Source organism: Pseudomonas rhodesiae (assembly GCF_013285305.1).
Taxonomy (GTDB): Bacteria; Pseudomonadota; Gammaproteobacteria; order Pseudomonadales; family Pseudomonadaceae; genus Aquipseudomonas; species Aquipseudomonas rhodesiae.
On the sequence record NZ_CP054205.1, the window covers coordinates 2,303,082 to 2,320,984 of the forward strand.

16 protein-coding genes are annotated in these 17,903 nt (G+C 60.4%); 15 read left to right on the top strand and 1 reads right to left on the bottom strand.

Going from position 1 to position 17,903, the window contains the following annotated elements; all coding sequences use genetic code 11:
- Nucleotides 1-7 precede the first annotated feature (7 nt).
- The 11 genes from HRH33_RS10570 to HRH33_RS10620 all read left to right on the top strand — a co-directional run bounded on the left by HRH33_RS10570 (nt 8) and on the right by HRH33_RS10620 (nt 11,388).
- Nucleotides 8-733 (top strand): SDR family NAD(P)-dependent oxidoreductase, encoded by a 726-nt coding sequence (locus HRH33_RS10570; RefSeq protein WP_167417975.1) that lies wholly within the window; start codon nt 8-10, stop codon nt 731-733.
- Complete coding sequence (locus HRH33_RS10575) at nt 730-1,875, top strand: hypothetical protein (RefSeq protein ID WP_167417974.1); 1,146 nt, start codon at nt 730-732, stop codon at nt 1,873-1,875. The genes HRH33_RS10570 and HRH33_RS10575 overlap by 4 nt, the downstream gene beginning before the upstream one ends.
- A complete protein-coding gene (locus tag HRH33_RS10580; protein ID WP_167417973.1) occupies nt 1,875-2,657 on the top strand; it encodes a class I SAM-dependent methyltransferase in 783 nt (260 codons plus the stop codon). The genes HRH33_RS10575 and HRH33_RS10580 overlap by 1 nt, the downstream gene beginning before the upstream one ends.
- A complete protein-coding gene (locus HRH33_RS10585) occupies nt 2,654-3,856 on the top strand; it encodes an MFS transporter (RefSeq protein ID WP_167417972.1) in 1,203 nt (400 codons plus the stop codon). Before HRH33_RS10580 ends, HRH33_RS10585 begins: the two co-directional genes overlap by 4 nt.
- A gap of 72 nt (nt 3,857-3,928) precedes the next feature.
- Nucleotides 3,929-4,570 carry a CGNR zinc finger domain-containing protein gene (locus HRH33_RS10590; RefSeq protein ID WP_123480880.1) on the top strand — a complete coding sequence of 214 codons (642 nt, stop codon included), beginning with the start codon at nt 3,929-3,931 and terminating at the stop codon, nt 4,568-4,570.
- Nucleotides 4,571-4,659: 89 nt separating this feature from the next.
- Nucleotides 4,660-5,160, top strand: a complete 501-nt coding sequence (locus tag HRH33_RS10595) for a sigma-70 family RNA polymerase sigma factor (RefSeq protein ID WP_167417971.1) — start codon at nt 4,660-4,662, stop codon at nt 5,158-5,160.
- 26 nt (nt 5,161-5,186) lie between these two features.
- Nucleotides 5,187-6,137, top strand: coding sequence for a FecR family protein (locus HRH33_RS10600; RefSeq protein WP_167417970.1), 951 nt, complete (start codon nt 5,187-5,189; stop codon nt 6,135-6,137).
- 97 nt (nt 6,138-6,234) lie between these two features.
- The gene (locus HRH33_RS10605; protein ID WP_167417969.1) at nt 6,235-8,631 is read left to right on the top strand and encodes a TonB-dependent siderophore receptor; all 2,397 of its coding nucleotides are present in this window, start codon (nt 6,235-6,237) and stop codon (nt 8,629-8,631) included.
- 200 nt (nt 8,632-8,831) lie between these two features.
- Nucleotides 8,832-9,830, top strand: coding sequence for a type III secretion effector protein (locus HRH33_RS10610; protein ID WP_167417968.1), 999 nt, complete (start codon nt 8,832-8,834; stop codon nt 9,828-9,830).
- Between the two features lie 258 nt (nt 9,831-10,088).
- Entirely contained in the window at nt 10,089-10,289 is a 201-nt protein-coding gene (locus HRH33_RS10615; protein WP_231980922.1) for a type III secretion effector protein, read from the top strand.
- A 190-nt stretch (nt 10,290-10,479) separates the two neighbouring features.
- On the top strand, nt 10,480-11,388 hold the full coding sequence (locus HRH33_RS10620; RefSeq protein ID WP_243269826.1) for a hypothetical protein: 909 nt from the start codon (nt 10,480-10,482) through the stop codon (nt 11,386-11,388).
- 52 nt (nt 11,389-11,440) lie between these two features.
- On the opposite strand, the gene HRH33_RS10625 is transcribed toward HRH33_RS10620, so the two are convergent.
- Nucleotides 11,441-12,592 (bottom strand): MFS transporter, encoded by a 1,152-nt coding sequence (locus HRH33_RS10625; protein WP_034137704.1) that lies wholly within the window; start codon nt 12,590-12,592, stop codon nt 11,441-11,443.
- Nucleotides 12,593-12,939: 347 nt separating this feature from the next.
- Here HRH33_RS10625 and HRH33_RS10630 point away from each other — a divergent pair, with 347 nt between their 5' ends.
- The 4 genes from HRH33_RS10630 to HRH33_RS10645 all read left to right on the top strand — a co-directional run bounded on the left by HRH33_RS10630 (nt 12,940) and on the right by HRH33_RS10645 (nt 17,898).
- A complete protein-coding gene (locus tag HRH33_RS10630) occupies nt 12,940-13,926 on the top strand; it encodes a diaminopimelate epimerase (RefSeq protein WP_167417967.1) in 987 nt (328 codons plus the stop codon).
- A gap of 315 nt (nt 13,927-14,241) precedes the next feature.
- Nucleotides 14,242-16,290, top strand: a complete 2,049-nt coding sequence (locus tag HRH33_RS10635) for a type VI secretion system Vgr family protein (protein WP_167417966.1) — start codon at nt 14,242-14,244, stop codon at nt 16,288-16,290.
- Nucleotides 16,290-17,126: a DUF4123 domain-containing protein gene (locus HRH33_RS10640; protein WP_167417995.1), complete on the top strand. Its 837-nt coding sequence runs from the start codon at nt 16,290-16,292 to the stop codon at nt 17,124-17,126. The genes HRH33_RS10635 and HRH33_RS10640 overlap by 1 nt, the downstream gene beginning before the upstream one ends.
- Nucleotides 17,119-17,898 (top strand): hypothetical protein, encoded by a 780-nt coding sequence (locus HRH33_RS10645; RefSeq protein ID WP_167417965.1) that lies wholly within the window; start codon nt 17,119-17,121, stop codon nt 17,896-17,898. Before HRH33_RS10640 ends, HRH33_RS10645 begins: the two co-directional genes overlap by 8 nt.
- The last annotated feature ends 5 nt before the right edge of the window (nt 17,899-17,903 follow it).

Sequence of the window (17,903 nt, forward strand, 5' to 3'; positions counted from 1 at the left end):
GCCTGACATGCAAAAGTTAATAGTGACCGGCGCCGCCAATGGGATTGGTCGAGCGACGGTGGAGAAAGCCATTGAAGGCGGCTATTTCGTGATCGGCACCGATAAAGATGCCGCAGGCTTGAAGGCACTGACCCATCGCTATGGCGACGATGTACTGGACACCCAGGTCGCGGATTTCACCGACGACGCTGTGATCAAGCGCTTTATTCCCGAGATATATGCACGCCATCAGTCTATTTACGCCTTGATCAACAATGCGGGGATCTATCACGGCAAAAGCATCTACGCCTATTCCGACGACGAAGTGGACGACATCCTCAACGTCAACCTCAAAGCCTTGGTCTATCTGTCCAAGGATTTCGCCGAGCGGGAAATGCGCCATGAAGCCTCGCGCTGCATCGTCAATATAGCTTCGGTGGCCGGCGAGGTGGGCAGTTGCGATGCGCTGTATGGCGCCACCAAAGCGGCAGTGATCGGCCTTACCAAGGCTAACGCTTGGAATTTTGCACCCTTTGTGCGGGTGAACGCCGTGTCGCCGGCTCTGATCCACGACACTGCTATCTACGACCGGATTCCGACCTACCGGCGCGACGAATACGCGCGTCAGGAGATTCTCAAGCAACCCATCCTGCCCGGCGGCGTAGCGGACATCATTCTGTTGGTGATCAGCGATGCCATGCGGCATATCACCGGCCGGGTCATCCCCGTCGACAATGGAGCCTACCCACGGTGAGCCCATCCACGCGCAAAAAAAAGCTGTTGCTGGTAGGCGCCGGCAACCTCTGCCTGCAGATCCTCAAACTGCTCGCGCCGAAGAATGCCTTCGAATTTGTGGTGCTGGGGCGCAATGAGGACGCCACCGTGCGTCTGTGCAACCTGGTGGCGCTGTCGTGTGCGCAGTTGGAGCAGTTCGTCGCGATCAGGCCGGTGATCGCGGATTTGACCGATATCGACCGCGTCGCCCAGGTGCTGCGGGACGAGGCACCGGACATACTCGTCAACTGCGCGTCGCTGCAGTCGTGGCGCGTCATCACGGCGTTGCCCAAGCGCTCGTTCGAACAACTCGACCAGGCGCAGTTCGGTCCCTGGTTGCCCATGCACCTGACGCTGATGCACAACCTGATGCGTGCGGTAAAAGCCTCAGGCATCGTCACTCGCACCGTAAATGCGGCTTTTCCCGATGCGGTCAACCCGATTCTGGCCAGGGTCGGCCTGGCGCCGGATATCGGCGTGGGCAACGTGGCCAACCTGATTCCGGCGGTGCGTTTTTCCATCGCGCGGTTGCTGGAGTGTTGCCCCGCCGATGTGCAGGTTCGCTTGTATGCCCAGCACTATTTCAGCCATTACGTCCCGCGCGCAGGGTTGCCGCCACGGGCTAATTACCGTCTGTTGTACGAGGTCCGCGACCAGCCGAATGTGGCGCGGTTGCCTGCCGAAGCGATTTTCTCGGCGGTCCGCTCCGAGTTCCGGCGTCGCGGTGGCGTGGACGGGCAGTTCCTCACCGCGTGTTCAGCGGTCACGGTAATCGAGGGGCTGTTTTCCAGTACGCCTGTGCTGGTGCATGCCCCTGGCCCGCTGGGGTTGCCGGGCGGTTACCCGGTGTGGTTGCACGAGGGTCGCATCGAGGTGCAGTTCTCCAACGCCTGCCCCCATGACGACGCGGTGCGCATCAACACGATCTGTCAGAGCCAGGACGGCATCGACGAGATCCATTGCGACGGTTCGGTCACCTTCAACCCGCAGTGCATGGTCGTGATGCAGGCGATGCTGGGCTACTCGAAGAAAAACATGTCCATCGAACAATCCGCCGAGTTCGCCCGCGAGTTGGCGAGCAAGTACGCGGCGTTCAAAGCACTCAACCTGGCAGGTGCGTGATGAACCAGATGCCCAAGCAGCCGAATGGCCCCATCGCCCGTTATTCCACGCAGTACTCTGCGGATTTTGTCGAGCGCTGGGACGAGTTGATCGATTGGGAAAAACGCAAGGCGGGGGAGAGCGGGTTCTTTGAAAACCTGTTGCGCAACCACGGCGTGCAGACGGTCATCGACGTCTCGACCGGCAGCGGCTTCCACGCGGTACAGCTTAAGCAGGCCGGGTTCGACGTGGTCGCCACCGATGGCAGCCCCACCATGCTGACCAAGGCGCGCGCGAACTTCCGCCGATATGGCTTGGCGATCCCCTCCCATCATCGCGACTGGCGTGCCCTCGACCCACAGGAACTGGGGCAGTTCGACGCCGTGGTGTGCTTAGGCAGTTCGTTGTGTCATGTGTTCGAAGCCAGCGAACGCCTGGACGTCCTGCAAACCTTTCGGGCGTTGCTCAAGCCGGGCGGCCTGCTGGTAGTGGATCAACGCAATTTCTTCGCCATTCGCGCCGGCCATTTCAAATCCAGCGGCCACTACTATTACTGCGGCACCCACGTGTCAGTGAGCCTGGGCGAGGTCAACGCGCAGCTGTGCGAGTTCATCTACCGCTTTGACAACGCCGAGCAATACCGGCTGCAGGTCTACCCGTTGCTGCCCGGCGAGTTGACCCAGGAGGTGCTGGCCTGCGGGTTTTCGGAGCATGCCAGCTATGGCGATTTCCTGGCCGATTACGACATGATGCAGTGTGACTTTGTCATCCACACCGCGCTCGCCGCGCGAGGGGCGCTATGAATACGCTTGTGCAAGGCAACGCCCGGGCCCTCGATAGCGGGGTGCTGGCGGTGGTGCTCACGGGGTTCGTGGCCAGCACTTATGGGTTCGGCGTTTACCTGTTCGCCAACCTGGTGGTGGACATGCGTCGCGACCTCGGCTTCGACTACACCACGGTGGGCTTGATCACCGGTGGCGCGCAGATCGGCTTTCTGCTGTTTTCATCGGTCACCAGCGTAATCAGCCGCTATGTCGCAGGCTGGAAGATCAGCCTGGCGTCCACCGTGATGACGTCCTTGGCGCTGCTGGGGCTGAGTATCAGCAACACGATCTGGCTCTCCGGCGCGCTATTGATTCTGCTCGGCGGCTGTTCGGCGTCGGTGTACATCCCGCTGGCGGAGATCGTCACCAAAGGCTTCAGCGCCGGCCTGCGCTCACGGGTCATGGGCTTGATTTCCAGCGGCACCAGCTACGGCGTATTTATCAACGGGTTATTGGTGTCGTTTCTGACGATGCACGGCGGCTGGCGCGGGATTTGGCTGACTGCCGGGCTGATCTCGCTGACGCTTTGCGTGGTGGCCTGGTACCTGTTGCGCAACCTGGCGACGAGCGAGGAGGGCGACGCAGCCGGGGAGCCCGGGCAGACGTCTGACCGCCACGCGCCCTGGCTGAGCCGTTCTTTGTACCTGACGTGGGGCATCGCCTTTCTCAATGGCATGGCGTTGCTGCCGTTCCAGACCTACCTGGCGCCCTACCTGCGCGACGAGTTGGGGGTGTCGGTGCAAGACACCGGTTTTATCTGGACCACCCTCGGCGCCGTGGGCATGGCTTCGGGCTTTCTGCTGGGGTGGCTGGCCGACAAAGCGGGCGTGCGCACCTCCCTGGCTCTGTGTTTCATTAGTGCCGGGGTGGCTGCAACGCTGGTGTTTACGTTTAACAACCTGCCGTCGTTTTACCTGGCGGCGTTTTTATTTGCGCTGGCGTTTTATCCGATCTTCGGGCTGGTGCCCAGTTACATCGGGCAAATCGTGCCGGTCAGCCGGCTGACCCAGGCGTTCGGCATCGCCAATGTGCTGATCGGCTTGGGTGGGGTGTGCGGCAATTTCCTGGGGGGCTGGTCGAGGGACCTCAGCGGCTCGTTTTCCCACGTCTACTGGGTGGTGGCGCTGCTGCTGTTCGGGCAATGCGCAATGGTGTTGCTCTTGGGTAAGCGGGAGTAGCGCTGCCTGCGACCTGGAAAAACGCGGTACTCTGCGTGCTTGCAGCGAGGCCGTATTTTCCCAGGAGCAGGCATGTCGCATTTTACTGGCTCTGCGAACTCGATCCGCCTGATTGGTGGCGCCCTGGTATTGGACTTTATCAATACCACCAACGGACGACGCCCTGGCACGACGCTCAAGGTGATGGAGGAACGGCTCACCAGCTTTCCATTCTTCTTTGAATGGGCGCTGCATGCGTCGCTGGTCTCGCCCCATGAGTTTGAACATTACAAGCCCATGGTATTTGAGTGGCCTATTGCCTATCAGCCGAACCTGGAGGCGGTGATTGCCTTCAGAGAATGCCTATACGCGGTGTTTTACCCGCTGGCGCTGCATCAGCCCATCCCCGATGAGGCGTTGGCGCAGATCAATCTGACCTTCCAGCAAGGTGTGGCCTGGCGCGAGCTTCGGGCGGTCGACGGTCAACCTGCCTGGCTCTGGAAGCCCTGTACGTCGGCCCAGGAACTGACCACGATGCTGCTCGGGCGCCTGGCGATCGACGCCACGCAATGGTTGGTACCCGGTGCGCTGCAGGGTTTGAAGTGCTGCGGCGCCCATGACTGCGATTGGATATTTCTGGATATTTCCAAGAACAAGCAGCGCAGATGGTGCCAGATGAGCGTGTGCGGCAGCCGGGAAAAATCCAGTCGACTCAAGCACGGCAGGCCGCCTTAGTCGTCGCGCGGTCAATCACGACGGATAGCAATTGCTCCACTTAATAGGAAGCATTACTATTCACGCCCCGCCTACCCAGTGCCTTCGCGATGATCCCTCAGCCGCCCCGCAGAACAGGCTTTTTCGAGCACTATGAAGAGTTGATCGGAACCTGGACGCGTCGCTTGAGAAACCGTCAGCAAGCCGAAGATCTGGCCCATGACACCTTCGTACGGGTGCTGGAGTCCAGGTCCGCCGATGTGCAGCAACCGCGCGCTTATCTGCATCAAACTGCGCGCAACATTGCGGTGGACGCTTATCGTCGTGACGACCGCCGCGACGCCGTATCAGTCGATGCCTTCGTTCAATGCTCACCCCACGCCGGCGATCCGGAGCATGTCATGCACGCGATCCAGTTGGCGGACTCCATCGAACGGGCACTGGCCGAATTGCCGCTCAACTGTCGGCGGATCTTCATTTGGCAGAAAATCGAGGGGCTCACCCAGCAGGAAATCGCCGAACGCCTGGGGTTGTCTAAAAACATGGTGGAAAAGTATATGATCCGCACGCTGCGGCATCTGCGCGACCGCCTGGACGCGCCGACGCCATGACTCGTATCGAAACAGGATCTTCCGCGATGGACAACCGTGCCCGTGAAGAGGCCGCGCAGTGGTTCGCGCGCGTGCAGGACGGCGAACTGAGCCCCGAGCAAGCCCGGCGGTTCGAGGCGTGGTGCGCAGAACATCCAACCCATCAATACGAATTCGACGTGCTGCAAGGCCTGTGGCGGGCCGCCGACCTGCTGCCCGAGGCGCGCTGGCAGGCGTTGTGCGAAGCGCCGGCCGAACGGCCTCGCAAGCCTGCGCTGTGGCGTTATGCGGTGGCGGCCAGTGTCGTCGCGGTCGCCGTGGGCCTGGGCTTGTTCAGCGGGCTCGATCATTCCAAGGTCTACCGCGCCGAATTCAGCACCCGTCTTGGGGAGCATCGCCAAGTGGCCTTGCCGGACGGTTCGCTGATCGACCTCAACAGCCGCAGCGTGGTTGCGGTGACATACGAAAAAGCCCGGCGCGGCATTGAACTCAAACAGGGCGAGGCGATGTTCAGCGTCGAACACGACAGCAGCCGCCCCTTTGTGGTGGCCGCCGGGGCGGGGCGGGTCACGGTCACCGGCACCCGCTTCGATGTGCGCCGCGATGACGACCAGATTCGCGTTGCGGTCGAGGCGGGTACGGTGCAGGTCCAGGGGCGTCTGGCGCAGCAGCGGGTCACCCTGACCGCCGGCCGTGGCACCCATGTGGACCGTCAGGGCGAGGTGGCGACGGCCTACGCGGTGAACGCCGAGGAACTGACGGCCTGGCGTACCGGCAAATTGGTGTTCAACAACGCCACACTGAGCGACGTGGCCCGGGAAGTGTCGCGCTACCGCGAGCAACCGTTGCGGGTCAGCGCGCCCGCCGTGGCCAACCTGCGCCTGACCAGCGTATTCAAGGCCAACGACACCGACGCCTTGCTCAAGGCCTTGCCGCGCATCCTGCCGGTGGCCCTGCGTACGTTGCCGGACGGTAGCCAGGAAATTATTTCGCGCTGACATTCAGGTTTTTTTCCCGTTCATCGTCTTCTCCTGCAACTGCAACTGGTTTGCATTAACGGCCGCATACTTTTGCGATCACAGGACAAGGTTCGACGTGAAAAAAATCGCCCTCCACAACAATAAAATCCGCCGCTGGGTGCCCTTGGCCCTGGCGCTCGCTGTCAGCGCCTCGGCCAATGCCGACGACGCAATTCACATCCAGGCCCAACCCTTGGGCGCGGCCCTGAGCCAACTCGGCCAGCAGACGTCCCTGCAAGTATTCTTCAGCCCCGAGCTGGTTGCCGGTAAACGCGCGCCTGCGGTGGACGGCAACCTCAGTGCCGAGCAAGCCCTGCGCCAGTTGCTGCAAGGCAGCGGTCTGGACTACCAGATCGACGCCGGTTCGGTGACCCTGCGCCCGCAAACCAGCGGCAGCGGTGAAGCCGGCTCACCGATCGAGTTGGGCGCCACCGATATCCGGGTCGTCGGCGACTGGCTCGGCGACGCCAATGCCGAAGTGGTGCAGAACCATCCTGGCGCGCGTACGGTGGTCCGCCGCGAAGCCATGGTGGAGCAGGGCGCGATGAATGTCGGCGATGTGCTGCGACGCGTGCCCGGCGTGCAGGTGCAGGAGGCCAACGGCACCGGTGGCAGCGATATTTCCCTCAACGTCGGCGTGCGTGGGCTGACGTCCCGTTTGTCACCACGCTCCACCGTTCTGATCGACGGTGTGCCAGCCGCGTTCGCGCCTTATGGCCAGCCGCAGTTGTCGATGGCGCCGATTTCCGCCGGCAACCTGGACAGCATCGACGTGGTGCGTGGTGCCGGTTCCGTGCGCTACGGTCCGCAGAACGTCGGTGGCGTGATCAACTTCGTAACCCGGGCGATCCCCGAGACGTTCTCCGGCGAAGTCGGCACCACCCTGCAAACCTCCGCCCATGGCGGCTGGAAGCATATCGAGAACGCCTTTATCGGCGGCACGGCCGACAACGGTATCGGCGCGGCCCTGTTGTATTCCGGGGTCAACGGCAACGGTTATCGCAACAGCAACAATGGCAATGATATCGATGACGTGATCCTCAAAACCCATTGGGCGCCGACCGATCAAGACGACTTCTCGTTGAACTTCCATTATTACGATGCCAGCGCCGACATGCCCGGCGGCCTGACCCAACAGCAGTTCGACGCCAACCCGTACCAGTCGGTGCGCGATTGGGACAACTTCAGTGGCCGCCGCAAGGATGTGTCCTTCAAGTACATCCGTCAGATCGACGACCGCACTCAGGCCGAAGTGCTGACCTATTACGCCGATAGTTTCCGAGGCAGCAACATCGCCAACCGCGACCTGAAAACCATCAGTTCCTACCCGCGTACCTACTACACCTTCGGTATCGAGCCGCGTGTGTCCCATGTTTTCGACCTAGGGCCCAGCACCCAGGAAGTCAGCGTGGGTTATCGCTACCTCAAAGAAGGCATGCACGAGCAAGCCACCAGCCTCAACCTGGTCAACAACGTGCCGACACCTGGCGGGCAGAGCGACGGTCATGTGTACCAGGACCGCACCGGTGGCACCGAGGCCAATGCGTTCTATATCGATAACAAAGTCGATATCGGCAAGTGGACGATTACCCCGGGTATTCGCTTCGAAAATATTCGCACCGAATGGCATGACCGCCCGGTGATCGCCCTGAACGGAACGCGCACTCCGGAAAAGCGTCGCGAAGTGCATAACAACGAACCCCTACCGGCCCTGAGCGTGATGTACCACGTCTCTGATGCCTGGAAACTGTTCGCCAACTACGAAACGTCGTTCGGCAGCCTGCAGTACTTCCAACTGGGGCAGGGTGGCACCGGCAACCAGACGGCCAACGGCCTGAACCCGGAAAAAGCCAAGACCTACGAAATCGGCACGCGCTACAACGACAGCGTGTGGGGTGGCGAAGTGACGCTGTTCTACATCGACTTCGCCGATGAGCTGCAATACGTCAGCAACGATGTGGGCTGGACCAATCTCGGTGCCACCAAGCACACCGGTGTCGAAGCGTCGGCGCATTACGACCTGGCCAACCTGGTCCCGCGCCTGGAAGGCCTGACCGCCAATGCCGGGTTCACCTACACCAAGGCCACCTCCGAGGGCGATGTGCCCTTCAAGGGGCGCGATCTGCCGTTGTACTCCCGCGAAATGGCGACCCTGGGGCTGCGTTACGACATCAATCGCTGGACCCATAACCTGGACGTCTATGCCCAGTCTGGCCAACGTGCCCCCGGCACCACCAGCACTTACGTGACTCAAGGCACGGCCGATGGCCAGTTCGGCGATATACCGGGCTACGTTTCGGTCAACCTGCGCAGCGGCTATGACTTCGGCCCATCCTTGTCGAACCTGAAGTTGGGCGCGGGGGTGAAAAACGTGTTTGACCAGCAGCACTACACGCGCTCCAGCGACAACAACGCGGGACTGTACCTGGGTGAACCGCGTACGTTCTTTGTACAGGCCAGCGTCGGGTTCTGACCGTCGAACGCTTGGGGAATATCGCAGCTCTGCATGGGGCTGCGATTTTTTTGCCCGTTTCCTACAGGTGCTGCGTGCATCTGATTGTCCGATCAGGAACCGATTCCGACATCCCCGCCACAGATGGGCTAGCTGCCGCGCTTCGACGCGCCGTCGCACTGGCAGGCTGAATATCACGCCCCCTTGTGTTGGAGAACAATATGTCGGTATCGACACTTGATAAATCCTTGTCTGCTTCGCCTTCCCGTGACCGTTTACAGGACAGTCCCAAAACCGACGTCAAGGCCCGTCGCCCGGCGCCTGAGGCCCTGTCCTTTTCGGACCGCAACATGACCAACGTCAGTTTCTCTTCGCGGGAAAACAAGGCCGGTCCCGTTTTCGGCGACCCGCAGCCGCCGACGGAGCGCCATTATCCTGCGTCTCCCGGTATGCACCACAGCATGACGGCCATGCGTCCAGGCTTCATGGACCCGTTCCGACACTGGATGCACACTTGCTTCGGTTGGCCTCGGCCGCCACACCGTCCGTGCTGGGGCAATCCTCCGCCACGGCCGCAGCCTGGTTACGGTAACCCGCCGCCACGCCCAGACCCCACCATCGGTAAACCCTACCCCACGTGGCCGGGCCGGCCTGATCCGCAGTACTCGCTCAAGAGCAATGAACAATTGGCAACGCAGTTGCGCGGTAACTTCAAAGCTTTCATGGACTCTAAAAATCCCGGTTTCGTCAGCATCGACAGCATTCAGGCGATGGCCGAAAGAGGTTGGTCCCCGTTTCCCCGCGTCAACGATAACATTCGCCTGGCCAAGGAAATGCTGCGCCGTCCGGAACTGCTGAGCGCCCTCGACCGGCACAGCTCCACCGGCGCACTGGACGGTCTAATCGATCGGCAAAACGTGGACCTGGTCGTCGGCGGCAAAAATTACTTCAAATATAAGTCCGACAAAGAGTTGGTCGGCGAGCTTCTCAAGCACTTCGACGAATTGAAAGACGGGCCGTCGTCTTGGGACATCGATATCCAGGATTTGAGAAACCTGGCGCGAGAGCCTTTGACCGGCGATTCTCCTAGAGACCATCTGGTGCAGTTGGCGCAGGAACTGCTCAGGCGTAACGATTTGGTCACAAGGTTGGATGACCTGGCGAGCCAAGAGTCTGACGAGCGAATCCACCTGTTTGCGCTTTTCCTGCTGCGCTCCTGACTGAGCGGCACCGCAACCCGGTTGCGGTGCCCGCCACCGTTTTGTAAGGAACTGATTACGTTGATATGCCACACAGGAAGTACCTGCCGGCGTTGATCAAACCGGCTGCTTTTCGGGCTCCGAGCCAGGGCAAACACAATGACTTCGACCTCGTCCTCGTTTCAATCACCTCATCACGGTTGTCACGAACCGTTTCGCAGCCTCCACGATGGCGATCCTGCTCGGTCAGCAGGCGCCTTGGCTTCGCCGGACTTGCAGATGTCACCGGCCCTGTATGCCGCCGAAGCACGACGCATGAAAGCCTTCGCCGGCCAGCGAAAGTTCCAGGCGCCGGTTGCCGATGATTTCTCCCGCGGCATGCTCGCGGCCGGGCAGGCTTCGAATGATGGCACCAAGTCAATCAAACTCCCGGGGCTGTTCGAGGGCCTGGCCGCTTGGTGGCGCCGCAGGCTCGGCTGAGCTAACAGGATGGCGATATTCTTCTGGTTCGGCGGTTACAAACGCTCAAATTTTACTGCATTCGACTGGTCTGCCTCGCTGGAACCAGGAGTTTCCGAGTACCACTCACTCTTCGCCTGTTGAGTCAGGTGCGTAGCGATCGACCCAATAAGTCTCGGTCCACGGAATCTTATTATGCTGGAGATAAAAAATGGCTGATTGGCTGAATAATTTGAGGCAGGTATCGCCCCATCTGAACCTGAACACAGGCAATGGTCACGCACGTTTCGGAATCGCTGAGCGAGCGACGGGCAAGTCACTCCCCCCTCAAGGGAATCAGCTTTTCGATACGCGATTCCCGAACAATGGACAGGTGCATTTTGACGCCCAAGGCTTCTATTCAGGCGGTTCGCAGGTAGGCAACCCGTATACCAGCTCGGACGACCATCTGCTGGCAACCCAACTGAATAACGTTTTTCCAATGCTCGGTGATTTCAAGAAGGATGGTCGCCTGACCCTGGGCTCCTTGGAGGCAATTGCGAAAGAGGATCCGAAAGAAAGCAAGGTGCTTGAGCGCACGATCATGCTGGCGCGGGAGATACTCAACCGTCCGCGGCTGGCCGACGCGATTGTTGCCAAGGGTGGCGAGATAACCTCGGCCAGTCTTGAAAAGGTCGCCAGTTATTCCATTGGCAATACCAATCCCAATACTCAGAGTGCCGACCCATTCCATTCGAAGACCGACGCACAGGTCGTCCAGGTGTTTAGGGGGATGTTTGATGACTTGCGGGATCAGTCGGAAGACTACAGTTTCTTTTTTGAAAAGCACCGCTACGTCAAGAAAGAAACGCTTATCGAGATGAGCAAGGACCCCGACGAAACAGACAAACAGGGCCAGGTAGTGCGCGACGCAGCCACCGGTTTTCCCAAGAAGAAATACAGCGAGCTGCAGGTCTACATGGCCAAGAACCTGGTGGAGCGGCCAGGGCTTCTGGCATCGCTGGACGGCCCCAAGGCCAATGGCACCAACATCTTCGGTAGCCACAACGACGATGGCTGGTTGAAGAACTACAGCATTGACCGTTGGTTGGAAAACGACAAGGAAGAAAAGGGACGATAAGGCTTCCTGGCGACCTATGAGCTTCTCGGTCCAATGCGGAAGCTCATGTCGTTCACACCCGCAGTATTTTTCCACTGACTGCCACTGCCACCAGCAATATTCCTATCACCAGAAAGGCCGTGGCCAGGCTGCTGCCATGGGCGATGAAGCCGATTGCAGCAGGCCCGGTCAGAATGCCGGCATACCCCAACGTGGTAATGGCCGGCACGGCAATGTGTTCGGGCATGACCTTCTGTTGCCCAACGGCGGTGTAGAGCACCGGCACAATATTCGAGCATCCCGCCCCCACCAATGCGTAGCCGAGCAATGCGACCTCCCAGGCAGACGACAACGTGGCCAGGAAGATACCACTGGCGGCCAGCACGCCACCCACAATAATCACCTTCTTCGCGCCCAAGCGCCGCACGATGGCGTCGCCGGTCAGGCGCCCGGCCGTCATGGTCAGGGCGAAGGCTGCGTAGCCCAGGCCGGCGTAGGCCTCGTCCAGGCCACGTTCGGCGCTCAGGAACACCGCGCTCCAGTCCAACACCGCACCTTCGGCCAAAAACACGATAAAGCACAGACAGCCGATAAACAGCACTACACCATGGGGCACCGCAAACGCCGGTCCTGAACTTTCGCTGCCATAAGGCAATAAATGCGGCCCAGCCTTGAGCAGCGCCGCGAGCGTGATCACGATCACCACCAGCGTCGCCTGCAGCGGTGTCAGCCCCATCCCCAGCAAACCGGCAACGCCTGCCGCGCCGACAATCCCGCCCAGGCTGAACAAACCGTGAAACCCCGACATCATGGTTTTGCCGCTGGCCCGTTCGACGATCACCGCCTGCAGGTTCACCGTGGAATCCACGGTGCCAAGCCCGGCGCCAAACAAAAACAACCCGACGATCAATAACGGGATCGAGCTGACCGTGGCCAGCAGCGGCAAGGCCAGGCAGATCATGATTGTGCCGGCGGTGAGTACACGTCGACAGCCAAACCGCGATGCCAGCGCACCCGCCGCCGGCATCGCGATGATCGAACCCACCCCCAGGCACAACAGCAGCAGACCCAGCGTGCCCTCACTCAGTCCCGCGCGAGCCTTGGCGTACGGCACCAGCGGTGCCCAGGCGGCAATGCCGAAACCGGCGATAAAAAAGGCGATGCGGGTCGACATTTGCTCCAGTCGCCCGGGAACCACGGGCGCTGAGGTAGGGATGGCTGTCATGAAAAGTCCTTGGTTTTGCGTTCAACGAACGATGTCCGACGCGACATCCTTGCACATCAGGCCCTCGCGAGCGAGCTGGGTTCCCCAAGCAGCATTGAGCGTGAATTTTCTTTTTACAAACCTGGAACGCAATTGGCGATGAACGCCACATAGGTGTTATCGCTTCCGTAGGAGGCGTTCTGGAAGGTGTGTAATCCCCGCACTAAGTGATGATCCCCGGGCTTTGTGCGGTGGATTACCACCTTCCAGGCCGCTTCGCACAAATGCGTCGTTCTGTAATACGCTGCTGCTCCCTATGTAGGAAACCGGATGGACTAACCGATGACAATGCGCAGGCGGGCGACAGCATGACTCAGTTCTACGATGCCCGAGGCAATGTGTATGGCGTGGTCAGCCCGGCAGCGCTCCGGCGTCAGGGCGTTCAGCTACCCGACGACCCCGTCCAGGCCGCGCTTACGCGCAAAACCTGGGCCGCTTTGGCCATCGCGTCCGAATGCGGTTGGGGCTCACTGCCGCGTCCAGCGAATGCCAAGGCCCATCGATGCGATGGCTTGCTGGTCGGCCCGTTTCAGAACGAGCCGCCATTTGACCTGTTGATCGTTAACACCGACGGTTCCCTGGCCGAGCGCAGTGGCAATGGTTTGACGATTTTTGCCCAGGCACTCACGGATCAGGGCTTGATGACCGACACATGTGAGTTGCGCGTGCACCATGACCAGCCCGACGGGCACTCGCCTGTGGCCACGCACATCGCCCCCGCCGTGCATGACCACACTGCAGGGTTCTGGCTGACCCTGGGCGTACCCGAGTTCGGGCCATCGGCGGTTGGCGCGCAAGGGGTAGAACCGGTGCTGCTCGGTGACGCTGAACTGAGCCAGGTGGACGCGCTCGCGGCCATCAATCCGAATTGGACCCACAGTCAGTTCGTGCGCGTGGGCAACCCCCATTGCGTGACCTTGGTCGATCGCGTTGCCGACCTGCCGGACAACGGGCCAATGCAGCAACCTTCCTTGTTCGCTCCCCTACAGGCCATTGCCTTCGCCCCGCCGATGGGCGGCGGTCAGCCGTGCATGGCTGGAGTTAACTTGCAGTGGGCCGCCAGGCTCCCCGGCAATCGTATGGCGGCGCGAGTGTTTGAACGTGGTGAAGGCCCCACGGCGTCCTCTGGAACCAGCGCCAGTGCGGTGGCCTGTGCGGCATGGCGAGCGGGCTGGGTAGAGGCCGGCGACGTCGCAGTGGTCATGCCGGGTGGTACTGCGCCAGTACGCTTGCAAACCCACGACCATCGGCTGCTGAGCGTCAGTCTGTTCGGGGCTGCACGGCGCCAGGTCTGAGGGTTTCATTGAGCTGACGTCTATAAGTGGACGTCAGTTTCTTCTTAATTAATTAACTTGTTTTCGCAAGTTGGTGTAGGCCCTTTCGTGCACTTCGGAAGTAGTACTTTGTCGCGATTTATTATTTTGTAAAAGACACTTCCATTACCTCCGTACGAAACTTCTTTTTTATTTTCCAATAGTCGATTTTTGCCTGAAATCGCTAAGCTTCAGGGCTCTGGCTCAAACTCTTTCGCCAGGTTCTCGACGTTCAGTGGCGGGGTTTCAGTCCACTGATCAATTCAGTTGGGTCATAACCAAAGCGGGTAACAACGGATGGTTAACGCGTTTGTTTCTTCAAGTTTTAAATTGATTCTCCCAGGCGTAAATACCGACTTTCAGGTGCTGGCGTTCAACGGTCAGGAGGTACTGGATCAACCGTTTTTCATTCAAGTACAAGTGACCAGCGAAAACCCGTCGCTGGAGCTTGAGGCATTGCTGCACCAGCCCGCCTACCTGGATTTCGGCGACGCTGATCAAGGCCTGCACGGTCAGGTATACGCCGTCGGTCGCGATGACCCTGGCCGCCGATTGACCCGCTATCACCTCACCTTGGCGCCGCGTCTGGCCTGTCTGGCCCATCGCTGCGATCAACGGATTTTCCAGCAACGCAGCGTGCCCCAGATCATCGCCGCGGTGCTTGAGTATCACGGCATCCTGGCCGATGCCTACCGGTTCGAATTGGGCCCGGTGATCTATCCGCCGCGTACGTTCTGTGTGCAGTACGCGGAGACCGACCTGCATTTCATCCAGCGGCTGTGCGAGGAGGAGGGGATTCATTACCACTTCCGCCACAGCGAGCATGCCCATGTGCTGGTATTCGGTGATGACCAGACGGTGTTTCGACGTCTGCCCACGCAACATTATTCGGCCAGCGGCGGGCCCGAGGCGTCGACGCGGGTTATCCAGCGGTTCGATGTGCGCCTGTCCACCCGCAGTCGGCAAACAGTGCGGCGCGACTACGACTTTGAACATCCTTCTCTGCGCCTGCAGGACAGCGCAAGTATCGAGCCCGCGCACCGGCTTGAGGACTACCGTTATCCGGCAGGATTTACCGGCCATGTTCGCGGTGCACAACTGGCCCGTCGCGGCCTGGAGCGCCATCGCAGCGACCGGCATCGTGTCTTGGGCAGGAGTGATCAGCCGCTCCTGCGCAGTGGGCACTTTCTAGAGTTGCAGGATCATCCGGACCCGTCCTGCAACGATCTGTGGCTGATCACCTCGGTCCGTCATGAAGGCTATCAACCCCAGGTGCTGGAAGAAGCCGGCGTTGATGCCGAGCGGTTTCAGGGTTACCGCAATCGTTTCACCGCGATCCCCTGGCGTTCGACGTATCGACCTCCGCTCAAGCATCCCAAACCCACCATCAACGGCAGCCAGACCGCTACCGTGACCGGGCCGGCAGGGGAGGACGTGCATTGCGACGCCTATGGCCGGATCAAAGTGCGTTTTCACTGGGACCGTCTGGATAAGAGCGATGATAAAAGCAGCGGTTGGGTGCGGGTGGCATCGGGTTGGGCGGGCGATGGGTTCGGCGCCACGATGGTCCCACGGGTGGGCATGGAGGTGGTGGTGACCTTTCTGGAGGGCGACCCGGACCAGCCATTGATCACCGGCTGTGTGCCCAATGCGCTGCACATGCCGACCTACCCCTTGCCGCAGCACAAGACCCGCAGCGTCCTGCGCAGCCGCAGTTCCCCGGGCGGCGGCGGCTTCAATGAAGTGTTCGTGGAGGACCGGCGCGGCGATGAACTCATTTACCTGCGGGCCCAGCGGGATCTGGAGCAACGGGTCGGCCATGACAGCCGCCTGGAGGTAGCGGGCGAGCGGCATGAAACCATTCACGGCTTGAGTTCGACTCGCCTGGAACATGAAGCGCACCAGCACATCGCCGGCGACCGCAAGGTGGTGTTGCAGGCCAATGACCACCTGCGTGTGCACGGCAGCCGCCACGTCCACGTTGACCGAAACCTGGTCATTGAAGCGGGGCAAGAACTCCATCTCAAGGCGGGGGCCAGCCTGGTCATCGATGCGGGCGCTCAGTTGAGTCTCAAGGCTGGAGGGGAACACTTGGTGATCCAGGCCGGCGGCATTTTCAGCAGTCGTCCCATTGTGCTGGGCGGCAGCCCTGCTATCACGCGATCGGCCACGCCATTGGCACCGGGCGAGGATATTGCAGCAGCGCCCGCCCAGGTTGACGGTCCGAAGATGTCCCCCATTCAGGGCATGATCATGAGCCTGGCCAAACAGTTGGGCGCGGACTTTTGCCCGGTGTGCACAGGCTGTGGCGAAGGTGTATGCGGTCTCAACGGGAGGGCGGCGTGATGGATAACCTGGCTCACCATTGGATGGCTCGCCAACAGCAGGCAGGGCGGCGATTGTGCCTGATGCTGGAGGGGGCAAGCCAAGCGTGCCAGTCGCTGTTGGCGGTGCGCAGCGTGTCGCAGTACCGCAGCCTTTACGCCCAGACCTCCCTGGCGGAATTGGCCGCGACAGGGCCTGTGGTCTTGCTGCTGGATCGCGTCGGCGAGCCCGCGCTGCTCAGCCTTCTGCTAACGCCACAGATGAACTGGGGCTGGCTCGGCAGTATGGCAAGCGCGGACCTGACTGACCTGACACAGCACTGGCGCGATCGGTTGCTCATCGGGCCGCAGGGGGATCAGGCGCTGTACCGCTTTTATGACAACCGCACCCTTGCACGGGCCCTCGACCATTTGGCGCCGGAGCAGTGGCCGCCATACCTCGGTCCGCTGATCAGCGTGTGCTATTGGCATGAGCAGCGCTGGCATAGCGCCGACAACCCAGCGCCCGGCGAGTACCCAGTACCCGATCCTGCGCCGTGGCTGAGCACGCCCAACCCGCAAGCCGACGCCATCCTGCACGCCAATATCCTGCGTTATCTGCTCGCCGAACACAGCGAGGACCTGGCGGCACTGTTCCAATTCCAAGACCCGCGAGTCTGGCTTTCACAGGTGCTGGAACAAGCGCGCGCTTGGCAATGGAACCGGCCGCAACAGCTGGAGTTCCTGGTGGTACGGCGCTTGGAAGAAGCCACTCGCGCCAGCAAGGTGCACTGGCCGCCCATGGCCGGAGAATTACCTGAAGACCACTTTCAACGGGTGGTGAAGCAATGGCGTTCAATGGGGAAAGCCGATGAGTAAACGAAGGTGGTGCGCACTGTTGGCGCTGAGTATGAGCGGGCTCGTGGGCTGCACGATGAAACCGCTGGACAGCTTCACGCTGGAAGTGGATTTGCCGGCGGACTTTGAACTTAAAACCGCCGCCAACTACGGGCCCGCGACAGGCGAAACCTGCACTCTACCCAGGCGTCGAGGTAAACGGCCCGAGCGGAAGGTTTTTTTTACCGACTACAAGCCGGTGGCCAGCCGGGTGAGCTATGAGCTGCCGTTGGGTGAAAGGGTGGAAGGGTGTCCGTTGGTGTTGCGTAGTGTGGAGTTGGGTTTTACCGCAAAGTGGGGAACGAGGAGTACGGATATCGGAATGGACAGTGGCGTCATTGGTGTACGAGATTGGATGGAGGGAAACGTCCCGGGTATGCCTGGCTCGGGTATTCAGGAACTGCGAGGGGAATGTCACTGGTTATTTCGGACGGCAGGTTCACAGCACGCAATTATAAAAATTCTTAAATGCAACGAGTTGGATGCGAATCATCAACTGCTGCAGACGCGACCTGGAGGCATGGTTCAACGAGATCATTTAGCGGGAAGAACACTGAGGCTGAGAATGACGCTTACTGATAAGGAGCTGCCAGCGATTGGCGACAACTGGGTCGCTGTGCCTGGCGGTTGGAAGCGGTGCAGAGGGGTTAACTTCGAAGATCGTTATGCTTTCTGCAATGGTGATTCCGCTCACTTCAAACCTATCAAGATGCCGGATGGCCGCACGTGTGATGTGTATCCATCTTGCAATTAACCAAG

What these genes read in the sequence shown, in the direction of transcription:
- HRH33_RS10570 (WP_167417975.1), top strand. Translation starts at nt 8, where the DNA reads ATGCAAAAGTTAATAGTGACCGGCGCCGCCAATGGGATTGGTCGAGCG.
- HRH33_RS10580 (WP_167417973.1), top strand. Translation starts at nt 1,875, where the DNA reads ATGAACCAGATGCCCAAGCAGCCGAATGGCCCCATCGCCCGTTATTCC.
- HRH33_RS10585 (WP_167417972.1), top strand. Translation starts at nt 2,654, where the DNA reads ATGAATACGCTTGTGCAAGGCAACGCCCGGGCCCTCGATAGCGGGGTG.
- HRH33_RS10590 (WP_123480880.1), top strand. Translation starts at nt 3,929, where the DNA reads ATGTCGCATTTTACTGGCTCTGCGAACTCGATCCGCCTGATTGGTGGC.
- HRH33_RS10595 (WP_167417971.1), top strand. Translation starts at nt 4,660, where the DNA reads ATGATCCCTCAGCCGCCCCGCAGAACAGGCTTTTTCGAGCACTATGAA.
- HRH33_RS10600 (WP_167417970.1), top strand. Translation starts at nt 5,187, where the DNA reads ATGGACAACCGTGCCCGTGAAGAGGCCGCGCAGTGGTTCGCGCGCGTG.
- HRH33_RS10610 (WP_167417968.1), top strand. Translation starts at nt 8,832, where the DNA reads ATGTCGGTATCGACACTTGATAAATCCTTGTCTGCTTCGCCTTCCCGT.
- HRH33_RS10615 (WP_231980922.1), top strand. Translation starts at nt 10,089, where the DNA reads ATGTCACCGGCCCTGTATGCCGCCGAAGCACGACGCATGAAAGCCTTC.
- HRH33_RS10620 (WP_243269826.1), top strand. Translation starts at nt 10,480, where the DNA reads ATGGCTGATTGGCTGAATAATTTGAGGCAGGTATCGCCCCATCTGAAC.
- HRH33_RS10625 (WP_034137704.1), bottom strand. Translation starts at nt 12,592, where the DNA reads ATGACAGCCATCCCTACCTCAGCGCCCGTGGTTCCCGGGCGACTGGAG.
- HRH33_RS10630 (WP_167417967.1), top strand. Translation starts at nt 12,940, where the DNA reads ATGACTCAGTTCTACGATGCCCGAGGCAATGTGTATGGCGTGGTCAGC.
- HRH33_RS10635 (WP_167417966.1), top strand. Translation starts at nt 14,242, where the DNA reads ATGGTTAACGCGTTTGTTTCTTCAAGTTTTAAATTGATTCTCCCAGGC.
- HRH33_RS10640 (WP_167417995.1), top strand. Translation starts at nt 16,290, where the DNA reads ATGGATAACCTGGCTCACCATTGGATGGCTCGCCAACAGCAGGCAGGG.
- HRH33_RS10645 (WP_167417965.1), top strand. Translation starts at nt 17,119, where the DNA reads ATGAGTAAACGAAGGTGGTGCGCACTGTTGGCGCTGAGTATGAGCGGG.